Source organism: Methylobacterium sp. J-070, from assembly GCF_022829385.1.
Taxonomy (GTDB): domain Bacteria; phylum Pseudomonadota; class Alphaproteobacteria; order Rhizobiales; family Beijerinckiaceae; genus Methylobacterium.
This window is the reverse complement of record NZ_JAKSXX010000299.1, coordinates 1-18290: the sequence shown is the minus strand read 5'-3', so window position 1 is coordinate 18290 and position 18290 is coordinate 1. Positions and strand designations below refer to the sequence as shown.

19 protein-coding genes are annotated in these 18290 nt (G+C 70.3%); 8 read left to right on the top strand and 11 right to left on the bottom strand.

Going from position 1 to position 18290, the window contains the following annotated elements; all coding sequences use genetic code 11:
- The first annotated feature begins 253 nt into the window (after positions 1-253).
- Complete coding sequence (locus MKL01_RS34465; RefSeq protein WP_243909670.1) at positions 254-589, top strand: GCG_CRPN prefix-to-repeats domain-containing protein; 336 nt, start codon at positions 254-256, stop codon at positions 587-589.
- Between the two features lie 20 nt (positions 590-609).
- Here MKL01_RS34465 and MKL01_RS34460 read toward each other — a convergent pair whose 3' ends face one another.
- Positions 610-957, bottom strand: a complete 348-nt coding sequence (locus tag MKL01_RS34460; protein WP_243909669.1) for a hypothetical protein — start codon at positions 955-957, stop codon at positions 610-612.
- Between the two features lie 66 nt (positions 958-1023).
- On the opposite strand from MKL01_RS34460, the gene MKL01_RS34455 reads away from it, so the two are divergent.
- Positions 1024-1356 carry a hypothetical protein gene (locus MKL01_RS34455; RefSeq protein WP_243909668.1) on the top strand — a complete coding sequence of 111 codons (333 nt, stop codon included), beginning with the start codon at positions 1024-1026 and terminating at the stop codon, positions 1354-1356.
- A gap of 23 nt (positions 1357-1379) precedes the next feature.
- Here the strand turns inward: MKL01_RS34455 and MKL01_RS34450 are convergent, their stop codons facing one another.
- Both MKL01_RS34450 and MKL01_RS34445 read right to left on the bottom strand, forming a co-directional pair.
- The gene (locus tag MKL01_RS34450) at positions 1380-1967 is read right to left on the bottom strand and encodes a TadE/TadG family type IV pilus assembly protein (RefSeq protein WP_409566403.1); all 588 of its coding nucleotides are present in this window, start codon (positions 1965-1967) and stop codon (positions 1380-1382) included.
- Positions 1961-2539, bottom strand: a complete 579-nt coding sequence (locus MKL01_RS34445) for a TadE/TadG family type IV pilus assembly protein (RefSeq protein ID WP_243909666.1) — start codon at positions 2537-2539, stop codon at positions 1961-1963. The genes MKL01_RS34450 and MKL01_RS34445 overlap by 7 nt, the downstream gene beginning before the upstream one ends.
- 781 nt (positions 2540-3320) lie before the next feature.
- Between MKL01_RS34445 and MKL01_RS34440 the strand changes: the two genes are divergently transcribed.
- The 3 genes from MKL01_RS34440 to MKL01_RS34430 all read left to right on the top strand — a co-directional run bounded on the left by MKL01_RS34440 (position 3321) and on the right by MKL01_RS34430 (position 7627).
- Positions 3321-4358: an HD-GYP domain-containing protein gene (locus tag MKL01_RS34440; protein WP_243909665.1), complete on the top strand. Its 1038-nt coding sequence runs from the start codon at positions 3321-3323 to the stop codon at positions 4356-4358.
- 175 nt (positions 4359-4533) lie between these two features.
- Positions 4534-7236 carry an ATP-binding protein gene (locus tag MKL01_RS34435; RefSeq protein ID WP_243909664.1) on the top strand — a complete coding sequence of 901 codons (2703 nt, stop codon included), beginning with the start codon at positions 4534-4536 and terminating at the stop codon, positions 7234-7236.
- Positions 7237-7399: 163 nt separating this feature from the next.
- On the top strand, positions 7400-7627 hold the full coding sequence (locus MKL01_RS34430; protein WP_243909663.1) for a hypothetical protein: 228 nt from the start codon (positions 7400-7402) through the stop codon (positions 7625-7627).
- Positions 7628-7713: 86 nt separating this feature from the next.
- Here the strand turns inward: MKL01_RS34430 and MKL01_RS34425 are convergent, their stop codons facing one another.
- The gene (locus MKL01_RS34425) at positions 7714-8007 is read right to left on the bottom strand and encodes a hypothetical protein (RefSeq protein WP_243909662.1); all 294 of its coding nucleotides are present in this window, start codon (positions 8005-8007) and stop codon (positions 7714-7716) included.
- Between the two features lie 186 nt (positions 8008-8193).
- On the opposite strand from MKL01_RS34425, the gene MKL01_RS34420 reads away from it, so the two are divergent.
- Positions 8194-8484: a hypothetical protein gene (locus MKL01_RS34420; RefSeq protein WP_243909661.1), complete on the top strand. Its 291-nt coding sequence runs from the start codon at positions 8194-8196 to the stop codon at positions 8482-8484.
- A 68-nt stretch (positions 8485-8552) separates the two neighbouring features.
- Here MKL01_RS34420 and rfbH read toward each other — a convergent pair whose 3' ends face one another.
- From rfbH to rfbG, 5 genes are all read right to left on the bottom strand, one after another.
- Complete coding sequence (gene rfbH, locus MKL01_RS34415; RefSeq protein WP_243909660.1) at positions 8553-9869, bottom strand: lipopolysaccharide biosynthesis protein RfbH; 1317 nt, start codon at positions 9867-9869, stop codon at positions 8553-8555.
- Between the two features lie 122 nt (positions 9870-9991).
- The gene (locus MKL01_RS34410; protein ID WP_243909659.1) at positions 9992-10531 is read right to left on the bottom strand and encodes a dTDP-4-dehydrorhamnose 3,5-epimerase family protein; all 540 of its coding nucleotides are present in this window, start codon (positions 10529-10531) and stop codon (positions 9992-9994) included.
- Positions 10531-11445, bottom strand: coding sequence for an NAD-dependent epimerase/dehydratase family protein (locus tag MKL01_RS34405; RefSeq protein ID WP_243909658.1), 915 nt, complete (start codon positions 11443-11445; stop codon positions 10531-10533). The genes MKL01_RS34410 and MKL01_RS34405 overlap by 1 nt, the downstream gene beginning before the upstream one ends.
- Positions 11430-12200: a glucose-1-phosphate cytidylyltransferase gene (gene rfbF / locus MKL01_RS34400; RefSeq protein WP_243909657.1), complete on the bottom strand. Its 771-nt coding sequence runs from the start codon at positions 12198-12200 to the stop codon at positions 11430-11432. Before rfbF ends, MKL01_RS34405 begins: the two co-directional genes overlap by 16 nt.
- A 121-nt stretch (positions 12201-12321) precedes the next feature.
- On the bottom strand, positions 12322-13407 hold the full coding sequence (rfbG, locus tag MKL01_RS34395) for a CDP-glucose 4,6-dehydratase (protein WP_243909656.1): 1086 nt from the start codon (positions 13405-13407) through the stop codon (positions 12322-12324).
- Positions 13408-13618: 211 nt separating this feature from the next.
- Between rfbG and MKL01_RS34390 the strand changes: the two genes are divergently transcribed.
- Both MKL01_RS34390 and MKL01_RS34385 read left to right on the top strand, forming a co-directional pair.
- A complete protein-coding gene (locus tag MKL01_RS34390; RefSeq protein WP_243909655.1) occupies positions 13619-14455 on the top strand; it encodes a glycosyltransferase family 2 protein in 837 nt (278 codons plus the stop codon).
- Between the two features lie 341 nt (positions 14456-14796).
- A complete protein-coding gene (locus MKL01_RS34385) occupies positions 14797-15855 on the top strand; it encodes a DUF707 domain-containing protein (protein WP_243909654.1) in 1059 nt (352 codons plus the stop codon).
- 60 nt (positions 15856-15915) lie between these two features.
- Here the strand turns inward: MKL01_RS34385 and MKL01_RS34380 are convergent, their stop codons facing one another.
- Both MKL01_RS34380 and MKL01_RS34375 read right to left on the bottom strand, forming a co-directional pair.
- Positions 15916-17337, bottom strand: coding sequence for a phosphomannomutase (locus tag MKL01_RS34380; protein ID WP_243909653.1), 1422 nt, complete (start codon positions 17335-17337; stop codon positions 15916-15918).
- A 185-nt stretch (positions 17338-17522) separates the two neighbouring features.
- Positions 17523-18176 carry an ABC transporter ATP-binding protein gene (locus MKL01_RS34375; protein WP_243909652.1) on the bottom strand — a complete coding sequence of 218 codons (654 nt, stop codon included), beginning with the start codon at positions 18174-18176 and terminating at the stop codon, positions 17523-17525.
- Positions 18177-18290 lie beyond the last annotated feature (114 nt).

Here is an 18290-nt window from a genome sequence, read left to right as displayed (position 1 = left end):
AGGTGATGGGCGCCCTGCAGAACATCCGCCAGGCCAGCCAGCAGACCGCCGCCGGAACCCGACAGGTCGAGGCGGCCTCCGCCAACCTCACCGAACTCGCCCAGGCGCTCATGGCGCTCGCCGAACGATACCGGCACTGAGAACCCGGCGGCCCGATGAACGCGCCGCCCGGATCCGGTTCACGGACCGCGCCGCATCCTGCTGTCATCCGGTCCGACCGGTTCGGGCCGAGGTTCTCCCAGGAGGCTGTGTGATGGTGCGCGTCAGGATGTTCGGCGGGCGATTCGGAGCGGGGCTCGGCAGGATGCTTGGAACGGCCGCGGTGCTGGCGGCGGGTCTCGCCACGGCGCATGCGGCGCCGTTCGGCTACGGACCGCCCGGCGGTGCCATCCCGTTCGAGCGCGTCGCCGGCGGCTGCGGCCCCGGCTTCCACCCGAACCCGTGGGGGCATTGCCGGCCCAACGATCGGGGCTGGGGTTATGGCGGCCCGCGCGGCCCCTATGGCGGCCGGCCATACGGGTACGGCGGCGGTTACGAGCGCGGTCCCGGCGGCTACGACGGCCCGCGCCGGTCCTACGGCGGCTGGTGAGCGCGGCCGTCGGCCGGCCCTCATCCGGGCCAGCCGGGCAGCCCCGCCCAGGCGTCCCGGATGAGGTCGAGGCGCCCCGCGGCGCGGGCGGGATCGGTGTCCGCGACCTGCGCCAGCACGGCCGCCATCGCGTCGCTCCCGCCGAGCAGGGTCGCGGCCTCGCCCTGGCGGCGCAGGGCGGAGCGGTGCGCCCGCATCGCCGGCCCCGCCTTCGGACCGGATTCGATCGCCGCCAGGGTGGCGATGAGCGCAGCCACGATCGGGGCGACCTCGCGCCAGGACGAAGTCGGAGCCGGCCCGGGCCCGGCCTGGGGCTCCGGGTCCGGGTTCGGCGGCACGGGGAAGCTGGTGGTCAGCGGGCGCTTCAAGTCGAGCCTCCTCGGGCGGGGCCGGATGGGTCAAGGATCGGCCGGCACGCAGCTTAGGAGGCGCCCATGGCCGAAAGGCGGAGGACACGCGGATCCGGCGAGGAGGCGCTGTCGCGCCACATCCTGCCGAGCGCGGGCACGATGGTCGGCGTCTGCACCACCCTGATCGGACTGGTGAAGATCGTCGAGGGGCGGACGGGCCCGAGCCATGTCGACGAGGCCGCCGCCCTGACGGCCATCCTGTTCCTGGTCGGCGCGATCGCGTCCTACCTGTCGATCCGCCTCGAGGCCGGGAGCGGCCGCATGGCCCGTCTCGAGCGCTGCGCCGACGTCTGCTTCGTCCTCGGATTGGTCAGCCTGACGATGATCGCGGTCCTGTTCGCCTACGAGACGATCTGAGGGACGCCGAGGGGTGAGCCGGCCTATTTCGGACAGGGATTGCCCCCCGGCAGAACCACCTCGCTCTGGCCGTCGTAGATCTTCCCGCTGCGCACGGGCCAGACCTTCCTGTATCGATAAGTATACTGGGCGAGACCGGGGAAGAGCGGGAAGATCGGGCGGTAGGGCATCGTGACCTCCGACATCACGAAGCGGTCGCCGCCCCGGTCCAGGCCGGCCGGCGGGGGGCCGAGCGAGGACCCGGCCGGGCGGGCCTGCCCGTTGGACTGCGCGCTGGAACAGACCTGCGTGGTGGCCGCGGAGCCGGTCTGGTACGTGCCGGCGGCCGTCAGGACGACGCTCGCCCGGGTCACGTCGTAGGGATTGGAGATCGCGCCCAGCGCGGCGAAGACCGGCGACAGGTCCGTGTAGGTCCCGCGGGAGATCAGGTCGGCCATCGTGGCCGTGGCGTTGTCGAGCCTCTTGCCGATCATGTAGGCGCGCGGCAGCTCGATCGACCCCATGAACAGCGCCAGCATAACCGGCGCGATCAGGCTGAACTCGACGGCGCTGACCCCGTCCCGGCTGTCCGTGAAGGCCATCAGACCGGTGCGGAGGCCGCCGCTCAACACGGTTTCGGCTCGTAATCCTCGGCTTGGAAGATCTCGGTCGCGATCAGCATCTGCGACTTGTCGGACATGATCCGGCCGGTGAAATCCAGAATTTGGAACAGGCGTACCACCGGCACCGCGGCGCGCACCGTGACCGTGTCGCCCCCCTGCGGGCAGTCGAAGCGCATGCCGAAGCCGGCCGCCCAGGTCTTCTTGGTCTTGTCGAACGGCTCCGCGGGTTGGGACGTCGAGAACGACACCGTCCGCGAAACGTCGAGGCGGAGATCCGTGCACGGGAACAGGACCGAGGGTCCGCTGCAGACGATCTTGCGGAAGCGCTGTCCCGGATCGCTGCCGTCGGCCCCCTCCTGGAATATCCCCGTCCGCAGCTGGCGGACGCCGCGGTCGAGGGCGGTGTCGAGGGTCTGCTGCTCCAGGGCGACGAGGCCGGATTCCGCCACCACGCAGAACAGGGCCAGGAAGGGGGCCGCCACGAGGGCGAACTCCACCGCGGAGGCGCCGCCCCGGTGGCGGCCGAAGCGCCGGGAGCGGCCCCTGGGCCCCGCGACCGCGCGGGGCGATGACGCGGACACGACCTCCGGATGGGCCGCCCGCGCGGCGGGGTTCGAAGCCGGAGTGACTGGCGCAGGACCGGGAAGGTCGGGAACGAATGCCGCCAGACGCCTCAGGAATCCCGTCATTGCCCATGAACTCTGAAAGGTCGTACGCCCGCCCAATGGACGCGTCCGCACGATCTCAGACGACGCTACGATCAGCCCGTTTAAAAAGTGTGCAAGGCATCCAGTAATGGAACGCTTTTCAGCGGTTGCCGCGAGGACGACCAGGCTTTTCCCGGGAGGCTGTCCGATCATGGGCCGCTGCAGTTCTCAGCTCATAGCAACATAGGATAACATCCAGGGGGTTTTAGCCTCATCGCCGGAATGTTTACCATGATCTATGAATACCTCCGCGTACGATGGCGTGATCAGCGCATTTGCGCGCGCTGATCGGCGGGGCACGACGAATTCTTTAACGGCCAGGGTTATGCCCTAAGACCGGCGACCGGGAGAGGCGTGCCTGCGCCGCCGGTGGGTCCGGGTCTGGGAGGATGCGGTCATTCGATACCCGTGGTGCCTGCGCCGCGACGCTCTGCGCGCCCTGCCGAACGGATCCGGCCGCGTGGCTCTCGCCGTCGGGCTGAGCGAGGCGGGCCGACCGCATCTCCCGCGACGACGCGCGGCCCGGGCCGGGCACGCTCCACCAGGGGCCGCTCCGGACGCGAACTGCAACGCGATCGGCATGCCCCTGCTTGCCGCGACAGGCGGGGCGCGATGACGACATTTCGCCGACGACCCGCCGCCTGGGAGTGACCCGGTGCTCGCCCTCATCCTTGACGATTCCGAGATGAACAACCTGCTGATCATGCAGGCGCTCAAGCCCGTGGCCGGTTGCGAGCCGGTCGCGTTCACGTGTCCTGCGACGGCGCTCGCCTTCCTGCGGGCGAATGTCGACCGGATCGGGATCGTCGTCACCGACTACGACATGCCCGGGATGACCGGTCTCGACGTCATCGCGGCCGCGCGGGCGGTGCCGGGCTTCGCGCACGTGCCGATCGTCATGGTGACGAGCCTCGACCAGCGCAGCCTGCGCCACCAGGCCCTGCGCGCCGGCGCCACCGACTTCCTCGGGAAGCCCTGCGATCCCGTGGAGATCCAGGCGCGGATCACCAACCTGATGAAGATCAGCGCGGCGCACCGGCAGGAGCAGGACCGGACCGCGTGGCTGGCCCGCGAGGTCGCGGCGGCGGTCGCGGTGATCGAGGCGCGGGAGCACGAGATTATCGCCCTGCTGATGCGCGCCGCCGAGCACCGCGACTCCGACACCGGCGATCACATCGCCCGGGTCGCGGGGTACGTGGGCGTGATCGCGGGCAATCTCGGCTTTGCCGCATCGGAGGTCCGGAGCCTGAGGCTCGCCTCCACGATGCACGATGTCGGGAAGATCGGCGTCCCCGATTCGATCCTGCTCAAGCGGGGGCCGCTCTCCGCGGAGGAGCGCGCCGAGATGCAGAAGCACGCCGAGCGCGGTCGCCGGATCCTGGAGGGGAGCACGTCGGACGTCGTGCGGCTCGCCGCCGAGATCGCCGAGAGCCACCATGAGCGCTGGGACGGCGCGGGCTACCCGCGGGGCCTGAAGGGCGCGGCGATCCCGCTCTCCGGCCGCATCGTGGCGGTGGCCGACGTGTTCGACGCCCTGGTGACCGAGCGGCCCTACAAGACGGCCTGGCCCCTCGATCGGGCCCGGTCCTTCGTGGCGGACCAAGCCGGCCTCCATTTCGACCCGCGCTGCGTCGACGCCTTCCTCGCGGGCTGGGACGAGGTGGAGCAGACTTGGATCAGGGCCGCCGCCTGATCCGGGACGGCTCTCCGGCGAGCGCCGCGCCCCCCGCGCAAGCCGGGTGCGCGCGTCCCCGCCGAAAACCCGTGTCGGCCGCCGCCGCAAGGCGCGGCGCCTGACGCGGCCGGTGACCGTCGAAGACCGTAACCCCACCTCCACGCCCTCCCCGGGCCCCGCACAGGAGCGAACCGTGCAACGCGCGTGGCTCACCCCGAAACGCTCCCTGGCCGGCCGGCTCGCGCTGGCGGTCACCGGTGCGGTCACGGCGGCGCTCATCCTGGCGGCCGCCCTGTCGGTGTGGCGCGAGGTCACCCGCTACGCCGACGACAAGCACCGCGCGCTGGAGGCGGTCGCCCAGGTCTTCGCCCACGGCGGCGCCCGGGCGACCGCGGACGACGACGCCGACGCGGCGGCCGCGTCGCTCAGGGCGATCGGCAACGTCCCGTCGATCGTCTACGGGGCGATCGAGCGGGCGGACGGATCGATCCTGGCGGAGCAGGGACTCGGCCTGCGCCTGACGCAGGATGCGGCCCAGGACGGCGAGGACCTGTCGCTCCTGCGCATGCTCGCCACCCGCACCCTGCGGGTGACCGCGCCGATCGAGGAGAACGGGGGGGCCGTGGGCCGCGTCGTCCTGATCGGCGAGACCGACGACATCCTCGACCACATCCGGGCGGCCGGGCTGAACGCCGCGCTGGCGGCGCTGCTCGCGGTCGCCATCGGGATCGGTGTCTCCCTGTACCTGCAGCGCAGCGTCACGCGCCCGCTGAGCGCCCTGGCCCGCACGATGGACGCCGTCCGCCTGCGCCACGACTACGCGCAGCGCGCGCCCGTGGCCAGCGACGACGAGGTCGGCGCGCTGGCGCGCACCTTCAACGACCTGCTCTCGGCCGTGAACGAGCGCGACCACCGCCTCGCCGCCCACAGCGCCCATCTGGAGGCGGAGGTCCGCGCCCGGACGGCGGACCTGAGCGAGGCCAAGCAGGCCGCCGAGACCGCCAACGCCGCCAAGTCGACCTTCCTCGCCACGATGAGCCACGAGATCCGGACGCCGATGAACGGCGTCCTCGTGATGGCGGAACTGCTCGCGAGCTCCGACCTGCCGGTGCGCCAGCGCCGGTATGCCGAGGTGATCGCCCGGTCCGGCACGGCGCTCATGGCGATCATCAACGACATCCTCGATTTCGCCAAGGTCGAGGCCGGCAAGCTCGACCTGGAGCGCGTGCCCGTGAGCCCCGCCGAGGTCGCCGACACCGTGATCATGCTGTTCGCCGAACGGGCTCGGGCTGCGGGGCTCGACCTCGCGGCCGAGATCGCCCCGGATGTGCCGCGGGCGATCCTGGGCGACCCGGTCCGCCTCGGGCAGGTGGTGAGCAACTTCGTGTCGAACGCCCTGAAGTTCACCGAAGCCGGCCACGTCTCGGTGCGGATGACGATCGACGCCCGGGACGGGTGCCTCGTCATCGCCGTCACCGATACCGGGATCGGCATCCCGCAGGACAAGCTGGCCACGATCTTCTCGGCCTTCTCGCAGGCCGACCAGTCCACGACCCGCCGCTTCGGCGGCACCGGCCTCGGCCTGTCGATCGCCCAGCGGATCATCGCCGCGATGGGCGGCACCGTGGCGGTGGCGAGCCGCGCCGGCGTCGGCTCGACCTTCTCGGCGCGCATCCCGATGGAGATCGAAGCGGCCGCGCAGCCGGTGGCGCGCCACCCCTCGGTGCCGGCCCGGGTCGTCCTGCGCGCCGCGGGGCCGGCCACCCGGGAGGCCCTCGCCGCCGGGCTGCGCGCGGCCGGGTTCGAGCCGGTCGAGGCGACCGGCCCGGCCCCCGCCCACTGGATCCTCGACGCCGCCGCCGTCGTGGCGGCGGGCCGCCGGCCGGACGGCGCGGACCGCGTCCTCGTCGTCGCCGGGCCGGGCGACACCGCCGCCGACGAGGCGCTCCGGACGGGGCTCGCCGACGAGATCCTGCGCTGGCCCGTCACCCAGGCGGAGTGGCGGCCTGCCCTCGCGGCTCTGGCCGGGGGCGGCGCCTTCGTCCCCTCCGCCGCGCGGGCGATCCCGGCGGCGTCGCTTCCCCGCTTCCCGGGCGCGCGGGTGCTGGTCGCCGACGACAGCGCGGTCAACCGCGAGGTCGCCGTCGAGGCCCTCGCACGCTGCGGCGTCACCGACGTGGTGGTCGTCGCGGACGGCGCCGCCGCGGTGGACGCCGCCGGCGCGCAACCTTTCGACCTGATCCTGATGGACGGCAGCATGCCGATCCTGGACGGTTTCGCGGCCGCCCGGACCATCCGCGGGCGCGAAGCGGCGTCGGGCGGCCGGCGCACCCCGATCATCGCCCTCACCGCCCATGTCCTCGCCGAGGCCGCCGAGGCCGCGGCGGCCTCCGGCATGGACGGCTCGCTCGCCAAGCCCTTCACCCTGACGCAACTCGCCGCGATCCTGCAGGCGCACGCGCCGGCCCTTCGGGATGCGGGCCTAGTCTCACCCGCGCCGACGTCGGCCGGCGGGCCGCGGGCCGGACTTGCGGCTCACGGCGACCTGCTCGACGCCGAGGTCCTGGACGGCCTCGTCGGCCTCGGGGACGGCGCGTTCGTGGGCCGCATCGTCGACCTGTACCGTCAGCAGGCCCCCGCGGTGCTGGCGGTTCTGAGAGGCGCCCTGGCGGAGTCGGATCAGTCGGGCATCGCCCAGGCCGCGCACAGCCTCAAATCCATGAGCGCCAATATCGGCGCGCGGGCCCTCGTCGAGCGCCTGCGCACCATCGAGCTGGCGGCCCGGGACGAGGCCTGCGCCGAGCCGCAATCCGCCTGCGACGCCCTGGAGACGCTGCTCGACGCCACGGTTGTCGAACTCGACCGGCGGACCAACGCCCACAGGGCGGCGGCGTAGGGGGGGCATGACGGCCGGCGCCGGGAGCGGAACGATCCGCGGGATCGTACGGAGTACTGAGATCGCAAGTATCCGATGCCGCGATGTGGATACGCAATTCTGTGCCGATGCGCAAAACCGTTAAAAGAGACTATATTGCCCTCGTCCAGAACGGGAGCCCGGCATGTCGGAGTGCGATGCCTTCGCCCACGAGATCGCGGCGCTTCTGATCGCCGATATCAGGACCTCGGGCGCCCGGACCCGGGCCGAGCTCGAGGAGGCCTGCCGGATCTCGCTCAAGAGCCTGCTGGGCGACGCCGCCGTGCCCCACCAGATCGCCGTCCTGATGCCCATCGGCCTCGACCGCTGGCCACGCGTGGTCGTGCGCGGGCGGCACCTGCCGGATCGCTAGGCAGGCCCGCGTTGGCGGGCCGGAGCCTCTTGCGGAACCTGCCCGGCGCGTTGCGCGGCACGGCGGCTGCCGGCCGGGAGGGACGCTCAGCGCCCGATTCGACCGGGCGCGCCGATCCCCGGGCCGGTGGGGTTCGGCCCGATGACCGGGCCGGGCGTCGCCGCCTGGTTCCGCTGGATGTCCATCCGAAGCATGTCGTTCCGGGTGGTCTGATCCTGCTGCAGGGTACGGATCTGGCTGCTCGACTCCAGAGACCGGTTCGCGGCGTTGGGATCGTTCTGCTGGACCTGGGCCAGGACGGGAGACGCGGTGGCCGCGGAGAGGCAGAGGCTGGCGACGAGGAGGCGGCGCATGGTGAGGGTCTCGCGGTGAGAGGACATACTGGTCCGACTCGGCCGGGCCCCGCCAAGTTCCCTGCGCGGCTCGGTCCGTGCGCAGGCCTGGCGGTGCCGCGCGCGCCGCGACCGGCGGCATGGTTAGCCGACCGTTGCGATCCGGCCGGGCCCTTTACGCCTTGTTAACGGGTTTAAGCGACGCTTCCGGCGCCCTGTTGGAGAGTCCCCCAGATGCGTGCACTGACGGCGGAGGACGAGCAAGCTGTCGAGCGCCTGACGCTCCGGCTTCTTCACGACGCCTACTGCGACCTCGCGGCCGTGCTGCGCGGTGCGCAGCCGCAGGCCGCCGCCGCGATCCTCGGCGTGATGGAGCAGCGGGTGACCGACGTCCTCACACGGATCTGCCGGCAGGGCCTGGAGGGCGAGGCCTCCGTGGCGATCGCGATCGCGGTGGGCGAGCGGATCGGCGAGATCATGGATCAGGCGTCCGGGCGGAGCGGGCAGGCGGCGCTGGCGGCCTGAACCGACGCCGCCGCCGCGCGATCCGACCGCGCCCGATCGGACTGGCGCGACGCGCCGAACCCCGGAGCTCAGCCGCCGAGTTCCCGCGTGACGGCCAGGATCGTATCGGCCATGTAGTCGAGCATCGGCTCGGTGACCCCGGGCCAGATCCCGACCCAGAAGCTGTCGCGCATGATCTTGTCGGTGTGGGTCAGGTCCCCGTGCACCCGGTAGGTCACGTCCCGGAAGGCGGGTTGTCGGGTCAGGTTCCCGGCGAAGAGCAGCCGGGTCCCGACCCGCTTCTCCTCCAGCCGGGCCACCAGGGCATTCCGGTCGATGCCGGCCCCGTCCCGGACCGTCAGCAGGTAGCCGAACCAGCTCGGCTCCGAGCCCGGGGTCGCCACCGGCAGGTGATACACCGTGGCGAGCCCGCGCTCCCTGAGACGCCGCTTCAGGCCGGCGAAGTTCTCCCGGCGGCGGGCTACGAAATGACCGAGCTTGCCGAGCTGGCTGACGCCCAGCGCAGCCTGCATGTCGGTCATCTTCAGATTATAGCCGATCTGGCTATACGTATATTTGTGGTCGTAGCCATGCGGAAGATCCCCGAGCTTCCAGCCGAAGCGGTTGCCGCAGGTGTTGCTGACCCCGGGCTTGCAGTAGCAGTCCCGGCCCCAGTCCCGGAGGGATTCGGCGATCTTCGCGAGCGGCCCGCGCTCCATCAGCACGGCGCCCCCCTCCCCTGTGGTGATGTGGTGGGCCGGGTAGAAGCTGAGGGTGGCGAGATCGCCGAATGTCCCCACGCCCTGGCCGCCGATCGTCGCGCCGAAGGCGTCGCAGCAATCCTCCACCAGCAGGAGCCCGTGGCGTCGGCAGATCTCGGCCACCCGTACCACGTCGAACGGGTTGCCGAGGGAATGGGCGATCATCACCGCCCGGGTCTGCGGCGTGATCGCCGCCTCGAGGAGCGCCACGTCGACGTTGTGGGTTTCGAGATCGACATCGACGAAGACCGGCACGCAGCCGTTCTGGACGATCGGCGCCACCGTCGTGGGGAAGCCGGCCGCCACCGTGATGACCTCGGCGCCCGGCCGGATCCGGCGGTCCCCGAGCTTCGGCGAGGCCAGTGTCGCGAAGGCGAGCAGATTCGCGGCCGATCCCGAGACGGTGAGCCGGGCGTATCGACGGCCGAAGGCCGCGGCGAGTTCGGTCTCGAACCGGTCGGCATAGCGTCCGGCGGTCAGCCACATGTCGAGGGAGGCGTCGATCAGGTGGGCGCAATCCTCCGCGTCCATGACCTTGCCGGAGGGCGGGATGTAGGTCTCGCCGGGCACGAAACGCGGGTTCGCGCGCGCCTCGAAGTGGGCTCGAGACAGGGCCAGGATCTCTGCGCGCAGGGTATCGGTCATCGGTTCGCGGCCTCTTCTCGTCCGGTGCTCACGGTCCTCAAGGACTTGCAGGTCCTCGCCGCAAAACCGCTGCCCACTCGTAAACGCGGTCGCGGCGCCGGCAGGGTGGCGCCATCGGCCGTTCAGAACGGTGTGACAAAATCGTCCAGCCCCGGATGGGCGCGATCCCGTTCCGAGAGGATCGGTCGCGGGACGCCCCAGTCGTAGCCGAAGCTGTCCCAGCGGATCCCCTGATCGGCGTCCGGCGCGTGAACCGACGTGACGAAGTACAGGAGCGTCGCCTGCGCGGAGCGCACCACGAAGCCGTGGGCACAGCCCTCGGGCACGAAGACCCCCGTGGGCCCCTCGCCGCCGAGTTCCACCGCGACCGCACGGCCGTAGCTCGGCGATCCGCGCCGGAGGTCGAGGACGACATCCGTCGCCGCGCCATCGAGGCACCAGACGAGTTTCGCGTGCTGGTGGGGCGGTGCCTGGAAATGCATGCCGCGGATGACGTCGCGCTCCGACGTGGAGCAGAAGACCTCCTTGAAGTCGGCCCTGAGACCGCAGGCCGCGAGAGCCGGCGCATGCACGAGCTTGTGGAAGCTCCCGCGCGGGTCGCGGCTGCCCGGCGCGCGGAGGGCGACGACATCGGCGAGGCCGGTCGGACGCGCTTCGAACATCAGGCCGACCTTCCCACGAGCGCGCCGAGGCCCGCATCCAGGCCGGTCGCGGCGGACCAGCCTGGGAGGAGCGGCCCCATCCACGGATGCATCACCTCGCGCGGCCGATAGGGCCGTGCCCCCCAATCGGCCCGGATCGGGCGTCCGCCGAGCCGCTCGAGCCGCGCGACGAGGTTTTGGAGCGACAGCGTCTCCGGCCCCCGCAGCGCGAAGCGTTCGTGCGTTCCGGCGTCGGCCGCCAGGACCCGCGACAGCCCGACCCGCACGCCCGAGAGGACGTCGTCGACGTGCAGGAGATTGATGCCCTGCGCACCCGGCGACAGGGCGAGGGCGCTGCCCGCGCGTTGGGCCTGGAGCAGCGCCGAGACGAGTTTGCCCCGGGGGTCGTCCGGCCCGTAGGTGTCGGTGAGCTTCAAGGTCAGGACGGCGAAACCTTCCGCCGCGACGTAATAGGCGGCGATATCCTCGAAGGCCTGCTTGGTCGCCGCGTAGAGCGTCGCGGGATCGTAGCGGTCCCCGTCGAAATGCTGCCAGGCGGTGCCGAAATTGACCAGGCGCGCGACGCCGCATCGCGCCATCGCGTCCAGGAGCTGCGTCCCGAAGAGCAGGTTGGACTGGATGAGCGGGACGATCTGCCCGGGCCCGTGCACGCCGACGAAGGTCGTCGCCGCGTGGATGACGGCGTCGGGCGCGAAGGACCGAACCAGATCGTAGAGGCCGTCCGTCGAGCCGTCGTGGCGCAGAACCGTCGCCCGGGGATCGAGGCGCCCGGCGTCCGATCGCGCCCGCACGAGGGCGCCGACCGCGAGCCCCGCCTCGGCGAACCCGTGCACGAGCCGGCTGCCGATGAATCCGGTGCCCCCCGTGACGAGCAGGCGCTCCGGACGCGCCGGCGACCCTACCACGTCTTCCACGGCGCCCGGCCCGACGCCCAGAGCGCCTCGAGGTTGGTCCTGTCGCGCAGGGTGTCCATGGCCTGCCAGTAGCCGTCGTGGATGAAGGCCTGGAGCTCGCCCGCGCCCGCCAGGCGTTCCAAGGGCGCCCGCTCCCAGATCGTGTCGTCGCCCTCGACCAGGTCGATGACCGAGGGGGAGAGCAGGAAGAAGCCGCCGTTGATCCACCCCCCCTCGTTGGCGGGCTTCTCCTCGAAGGCCGTGACCTGCGTGTCGTCGAGGGCGAGGTAACCGAAGCGCTTGTCGGGTCGGACCGCCGTCACCGTGGCCTGCTTGCCGTGGGCGCGGTGGAAGGCGATCTGGGCCGTGAAGTCGACGTCGCTCACGCCGTCGCCGTAGGTGAGGGCGAACATGTCCTCGCCCTCCAGATGGTGCCGGACCCGCCGGAGGCGACCGCCCGTCATGCTGTTATCGCCCGTGTCCACCAGCGTCACGGTCCAGGGCTCGGCCGTCTTCCGGTGGATTTCCATCCGGTTGTCGGCGACGTGGAACGTCACGTCGCTCATGTGCAGAAAGTAATTCGCAAAATATTCCTTGATCACATAGCCTTTGTAGCCGAGGCAGATCACGAAATCGTTGATGCCGTGATGGCTGTAGCCCTTCATGATGTGCCAGAGGATCGGCCGGCCGCCGATCTCGACCATCGGCTTCGGCCGCGTGGCGGTTTCCTCGGACAGGCGTGTCCCGAGGCCGCCGGCCAGGATGACGGCTTTCATCGCCCGGCCTCCGAACCGTTGTCGTGACGCGGATCCCTGTGCCGCACCGGCGTCGCGTTCGGCGGCGCGCGCTCCGGCCCGGGGCGCAGCCGGCGGACGAGGGATCGATCGGCAGGCACGGTCAAGGCCGATCCCCCTCGTCGGCGGCCGCCGCGACGCGGCGATATTCGGCGATCTGGGTCTCGACGAGGTCCCGGGCGGTCGCCGGCTGCTCGGAATAGCCGCGGTACCACGCCATCGTCTGCCGAACCGTCGTGGCGAAGTCGAGCGCGGGGCGCCAAGCGAGTTTCGCCTCCGCCTTCGCGGTGTCGAGCTTGAGGATGCCCGCCTCGGCGACGGCCGAGGGCTCGACGCGGACCGGTATCGGATCCCCCCCCCAGGCCGCGAGCGCCTCCGCGACGAGGCGTCCCACCGTCACCTCGCTGGCCCGGGCCGGACCGAAGTTCCAGGCACCGGCGGCCTCGTCGTCGGCCGCCAGGAGCCGCTCGCCGAGGAGCAGGTACCCGTGCAGCAGTTCGAGTACGTGCTGCCAGGGCCGGACCGCCGCGGGATGACGCAGGACGAGCGGCGTTCCCGCCCGGATCGCCCGCACGAGATCGGGGATGAGGCGGTCCTCCGACCAGTCGCCGCCGCCGATGACGTTGCCGCCCCGCGCCGTCGCCAGGCGCAGGCCGGAGCCCGTCAGCAGGGCTTGGCGGTAACTGGCCGCCACGATCTCGGCCGCGGCCTTGCTCGCGCTGTAGGGATCCTTGCCGCCGAGGGGATCCGACTCCCGGTAGCCCCAGACCCACTCGCGGTTCTCGTAGCACTTGTCGGACGTGACGCAGACCACGGCCCGCACCGTCCCGGTGCGCCGCGCCGCTTCCAGCACATGGGCCGTACCCATCACGTTGACCGCGAAGGTTCCCAGCGGATCGGCATAGGAGCGGCGCACCAGCGACTGGGCGGCGAGGTGGAAGATGATCTCTGGCTGAAAACGCGCGATCGCGGTCGAGACCGTATCGAAATCGCGGATGTCGACGATTTCGGACCGCATACGGCTCGCGAGATCCAGATCCCGAAAGAGATTGGGCGTTCCCGGCTCGGGCGCGAGCGCCAACCCGGCGACCTCCGCCCCGTCCTGCAGGAGACAGGACGCGAGCCAGGCGCCTTTGAAGCCCGTGTGGCCCGTCACCAGGACGCGCATTCCGCGATAGCTATGGGTCATGGCCTCCCGATCCGAAGTGAAGCATTGCAATCAGACATGGTAGATAAATGGTTAACCTACCGGTCCTATATCCTGTCTTTGCAACGCCCGGATGCCGGAAGCGACCGCGAAAGCATCCCGCAAGCCATGCCACGGCCATCCATAACCGAGGGTGTCGAAGCAGGCAATTCCGGGGACAAACACTCTAGGAAGTTTATCGGGATGGTGTGACGTGGGCGAGGCGTTTCATGATGTGGATGGCGACAAGATGACGATTCAACCTGTTTTGGATAAACAGTCGACTTCGATAACGAATTTCTTGGCATCGAATGTCGGCACGCAGGTCCGTAAAATCGCGGTCGTCACACCGTACTATCGTGAAAGCCTTCACGAACTCCTGCTGGCGCATCAGAGCGTGCTGGCCCAGGACATCGCGGTCACCCACATCATGGTCGCGGACGGGCACCCCAATCCCGCGGTTGCGGCCTGGGACGCGCAGCATGTCGTCCTCCCGGCGGCGCATCGGGACGCCGGGAACTTCGCGCGCGGCGTCGGGGCCCTCCACGCCTTTCAGGGCGGTGCGGAAGGCGTGTGCTTCCTCGATGCCGACAACTGGCTCGAGCCGAACCACGTCTCGAGCCTGTTCGGTGCGATCCTGCGGGACGGCGCCGATGTCGGCGTGAGCCGCAGGGCGCTGAGGCGGCTTGATGGGAGCGTGCTGGACCCGCTCGATCCGGAAAGCGACGGCCTGCGCTTCGCCGATACCGGCACCGTGATGCTGCGCCGGACCGCGGTCGCGATCGCGGCACTCTGGACCACCCTGCCGGTCGAGCTCAGCGGCGCGGGCGATCAATTCATCTGGGCCGCGGTGAACAACCGTGGGCTCAAGATCGCGCGAACCGACATCCCGACGATGAATTACAAGACGAAATGGGCCGTCCACTACGCGGGACGGGGCGAGACCCCGCCGCAAGGCGCCGTGGATCTCACGATCGTGCGGCGATCGGAGGTCTATTGGCAAACGCTGCCCGACGCCGACAAGCGCCGGATCGTCCTGGGTCATGCTTGAGGGCGCCTGCAGCAAGCGTGGACGGCGCCGGCCGCCGCACGCCGGCGTGGCCGGACTGGAGACGGGTCCGCCCGACGCGCAACGGGTGCCGGGTCGTTTCCCGCCGGTGTGGATGCCGGTGCCGCGCAGGGACATGCGGCCACGGCAATGCAAGGGAGCGCCTTGCGTGATCCGCGGGTCCCGAAAAACGCATCCGGAGGCTGATCGGCCGCTCCGTCCAAGGTCCGGATCAGGCGGTCCAGATCGCGGAACGGCCGAAATGGGTTTGCGGAAGAACTCGGCAGATTGCTGGTGAGCCTCTTCTGAGATTATAAGCTCGTACGGAATTGTCGGATCGCGCCATGACATCGGTATTGCCCTCTCCGTCTTCCATGAATGAGGTCGCGCGCTTCATAGGGCATCCTTGGATATTTGGGCGATTGGATGGAATGCTGATTTCGCCCTACGTTGTGCTTTATCGCGACGGGCACGTCGGCGGCCTCGACGATCCTCGGTTCCGTAGCTGGAAGGCGCGCGACACCGGAATCGCGCTTCTGGACGAGGCCGGGGCCTGCGCGATGACGCTCCTGATGGGCGAGCCGGGGCCGGAATCCGAGACGGTGCTGTTCGAACGCACCGACCGGGCCGATACCATCCACTGCCTCATCGAGACCAAGCCGCTGCTCGCCCCACCGGAACGCGCGGAGGCCTGCACGCTGTCGCCGCTTCCGAGCCGACGGCCGAACCTCGTTGTTCTTCGCGCCGGATCAGGCTCGTCGCATCCATCCTGGCTCACGGACATCGACGAGAGTGACCGCAATTGGGATCTCTGCATCAGCTGGTACGACAGCGCCGAGAGCTTCGCGGCCTGTGAGCCGGCAGAATACAATATTCTGCAGAACAAAAACCGGAAGTATCAGAGCCTGCATCAGCTGCTGTATCCGGGAAGCCCTCTGTGGGACTACGAGTATATCGCCTTCCCGGATGACGATATCGAGATGAGCCGGCGTGACATCAACCGCATGTTCGAGATCGCCAAGTGCCACAATCTCGCGCTCAGTCAGCCGGCCCTGCATCCGTCGAGCTTCTACTCGCATCAGATCACGGTTCAGCAGGCCGACAAGCGCCTGCGCTACACGAATTTCGTCGAGGTCATGTTTCCGATCTTCTCACGCAGTGCGCTCGACCGCTGTGTCGGCAGCTTCTTGCTCTCCGAGAGCAGCTGGGGGCTCGATCAGCTCTGGCCGAAGCTCCTCGGCGGGCACCGCTACCAGATCGGGATCATCGATGCCGTCCCGGTCCGGCATGTGCGCCCGGTCGGCGGCTCCTACGACATGGCGGGCGCATTCGCCGACAAGCACCGTCTGATCCAGACCTTCGCCGCGCCGGAGGATTATCGGGAGTTCGGCTTCGTCGTCTGACACGCCTTCGATCACTCGCTGCCGGGAGGCGGTGCGCGAAGGGCTGACGCGCGGCGTCCCTTACCGCCGCTCCGCCATCGCCGCCGCCGCTGCCGCCAAGCCCCAGCGGACGAGATCCTGAGCCTCCCGCGCCGACCCGGCCTCCGCGTAGCAGCGCAACTCGGGCGCGTTGCCCGAGGCGCGGAAATGGATCGTCCGGCCGCCGTCGAGCTCGATCCTGACCCCGTCCTGCTGATCGATCGACCCCGGCGAACCCACCGGCCGCAGGAAGGCGTTCCGGAACGCATCCTGGCGGAGCTGCGCGAGAAATGCGCCGCTGCGCTCCGACGGCGTGTCGGGCAGCCGGTCGCTCGCCATCTCGCCTGCATCGAGCGACAGGACGAGCTCGGCCAGAGAGGTGCCCCCGGCCCGCGCCGCGGCGAGCGTGGCCAGGATGGGCAGCATGGCGTCCCGTGTCGGCAGGGCGGGGAGGATCCGGCCGTCGATCGTGACGTCCGAACCGAGGAGGAAACCGCCATTCGCCTCGTAGCCGACGACGGGACGCGCGCCAGCGCCCATCGCGTGCTCCATGCCGGCGATGACGAAGGGGGAGCCGACCTGGGTGCGGACCACCCGGGCGAAGCCGCCCGAACGTTCGAGCGCCGAGCCGGCGGTGACCGGAACGACGACCGTATCGGCGCCGAGGAACCGGGCGGTGATGAGGCCGAGCACGTCGCCCCGCAGGATCCGTCCGCCGCCGTCGGCGATCAGGGGCCGGTCGGCGTCGCCATCGGTGGTCACGAGCGCGTCGAAGGTGCCGGAGGCCGCCACGTCGGCGATGAAGGCGATATCCTCCGGACGATGCGCCTCGGTATCGATCGGCACGAAGGTCTGCGACCGGCCGATCGGCGTGACCCGTGCGCCGAACGCGGCGAGCAGGTCGGCCAGGAGATCGCGCGCGACCGAACTCTGCTGGTAGACCGCGACGCGCAGGCCTTCCAGGATCCCGGGCGCGAAGGCCTCGCAGTAGCGCCGACGGTAGCGCTCGAGGGCTGCGGGCTCCGGCGTGGCGGGGACCGGCGAAGCCGCCTGCGCGCCGGCACCCGCCAGGTCGCCCAGGGCGGCGAGGATGGCGGCCTCGTCGGCCTTGGTGATCTCGCCGTCGGGCCGATAGAATTTCAGACCGTTGCGATCCTCGGGGATGTGGCTGCCCGTGACCATGACCGCGTAGGCGCCGCGCCGCATCGCTTCGAGGGCGAGGGCCGGGGTCGGCAGGGCGCCGCAGTCGATCGCCCGGAAGCCCATGGCCGCCGCGGCGTCGGCCACCGTCGCGGCGATGCCCGGAGAGCTCTCCCGCAGATCCCGGCCGATCACGACCTCCCGGTCGCCGCCATCGGCCGGGACGGACCTCAGGAAGGCGCTGGCGTAACGGTGGCTCGGTCCACCGACGAGGTCCGTCACGAGACCGCGCAGGCCGCTCGTACCGAATTTCAGACTGCTCACGGCGCTCCCGTCGGCTCCCCTGCACTGACGCGCGGCTGCCAGTGTTGTCGAAAATCGGACCACATCACAACGTCCGCGCAGCGGGTGCTGGAAGCAGGGCGGGGCGGCCTGCCGGGGCGTTCCGGACGCCGGTGGGTCCAGGCCCGCGGGACGCGTCCTGTCGGGCTGCGGGCGGTCCGGGCGCGTCAGGCGTTGAGGCGCTTGTAGACCTCGATCGCGTCGTCGACATCCTCATAGATGATCGCGCGCCCGTTGAGCAGGACGAGGCCGTGGGTGCACCACCGGCGGATCGTGTCCATCGAGTGCGAGACCATGATGATGTCCGCGTTCTTCCGGCGCTCCCCGAAAACCTCGTCGCAGCGTTTGGAGAAGCGCGCGTCGCCGACCGAGGTGATCTCGTCGATCAGGTAGCAGTCGAACGGGATCGCCATGCTCATGCCGAAGGCGAGCCGCGCGGCCATGCCCGAGGAGTACGTGTAGATCGGAGCTTCGAGGTAGCTGCCGAGCTCGGAGAAATCCTCGACGAAATCGAGGACCTTCCGCGGCTCTTCCCCGTAGATCCGGGCCACGAACATGACGTTGTCGCGACCGCTCATCTTCGGATGGAAGCCGCCCGCGAAGCCCAGCGGCCATGACACGCGCCGGTCGCGCCGGATCTTCCCCTTCGAGGCGTCCTCGGTCCCGGCGATGAGGCGCATCGTCGTCGACTTTCCGGCGCCGTTGATGCCGAGGATGCCGTAGGAGATGCCCGGCTTCAGGGTGAACGAGGCTTGGTCCAGGATGATCCGAGGATGCCCGTTGGTCCGGTAGATCTTGGTGACTTTCTCGAAACGGATCACGGGGACCGCTCTCCCGACAGACGGTAAGCCATCATCAGCCATCAATGGCCGTTCCGGAGGCGCTAGCGCGCGAAGGTGGCCAAACTTGGAGGGGCGTCGCTCCCGATCCGGCGC

Excerpts from the sequence above, each read along its gene's own strand:
- MKL01_RS34410 (WP_243909659.1), bottom strand. The coding sequence starts at position 10,531 with ATGTTCGAAGCGCGTCCGACCGGCCTCGCCGATGTCGTCGCCCTCCGC.
- MKL01_RS34465 (WP_243909670.1), top strand. The coding sequence starts at position 254 with ATGGTGCGCGTCAGGATGTTCGGCGGGCGATTCGGAGCGGGGCTCGGC.
- MKL01_RS34385 (WP_243909654.1), top strand. The coding sequence starts at position 14,797 with ATGACATCGGTATTGCCCTCTCCGTCTTCCATGAATGAGGTCGCGCGC.
- rfbH (WP_243909660.1), bottom strand. The coding sequence starts at position 9,869 with ATGACCGATACCCTGCGCGCAGAGATCCTGGCCCTGTCTCGAGCCCAC.
- MKL01_RS34430 (WP_243909663.1), top strand. The coding sequence starts at position 7,400 with ATGTCGGAGTGCGATGCCTTCGCCCACGAGATCGCGGCGCTTCTGATC.
- MKL01_RS34420 (WP_243909661.1), top strand. The coding sequence starts at position 8,194 with ATGCGTGCACTGACGGCGGAGGACGAGCAAGCTGTCGAGCGCCTGACG.
- MKL01_RS34455 (WP_243909668.1), top strand. The coding sequence starts at position 1,024 with ATGGCCGAAAGGCGGAGGACACGCGGATCCGGCGAGGAGGCGCTGTCG.
- rfbF (WP_243909657.1), bottom strand. The coding sequence starts at position 12,200 with ATGAAAGCCGTCATCCTGGCCGGCGGCCTCGGGACACGCCTGTCCGAG.
- rfbG (WP_243909656.1), bottom strand. The coding sequence starts at position 13,407 with ATGACCCATAGCTATCGCGGAATGCGCGTCCTGGTGACGGGCCACACG.
- MKL01_RS34425 (WP_243909662.1), bottom strand. The coding sequence starts at position 8,007 with ATGTCCTCTCACCGCGAGACCCTCACCATGCGCCGCCTCCTCGTCGCC.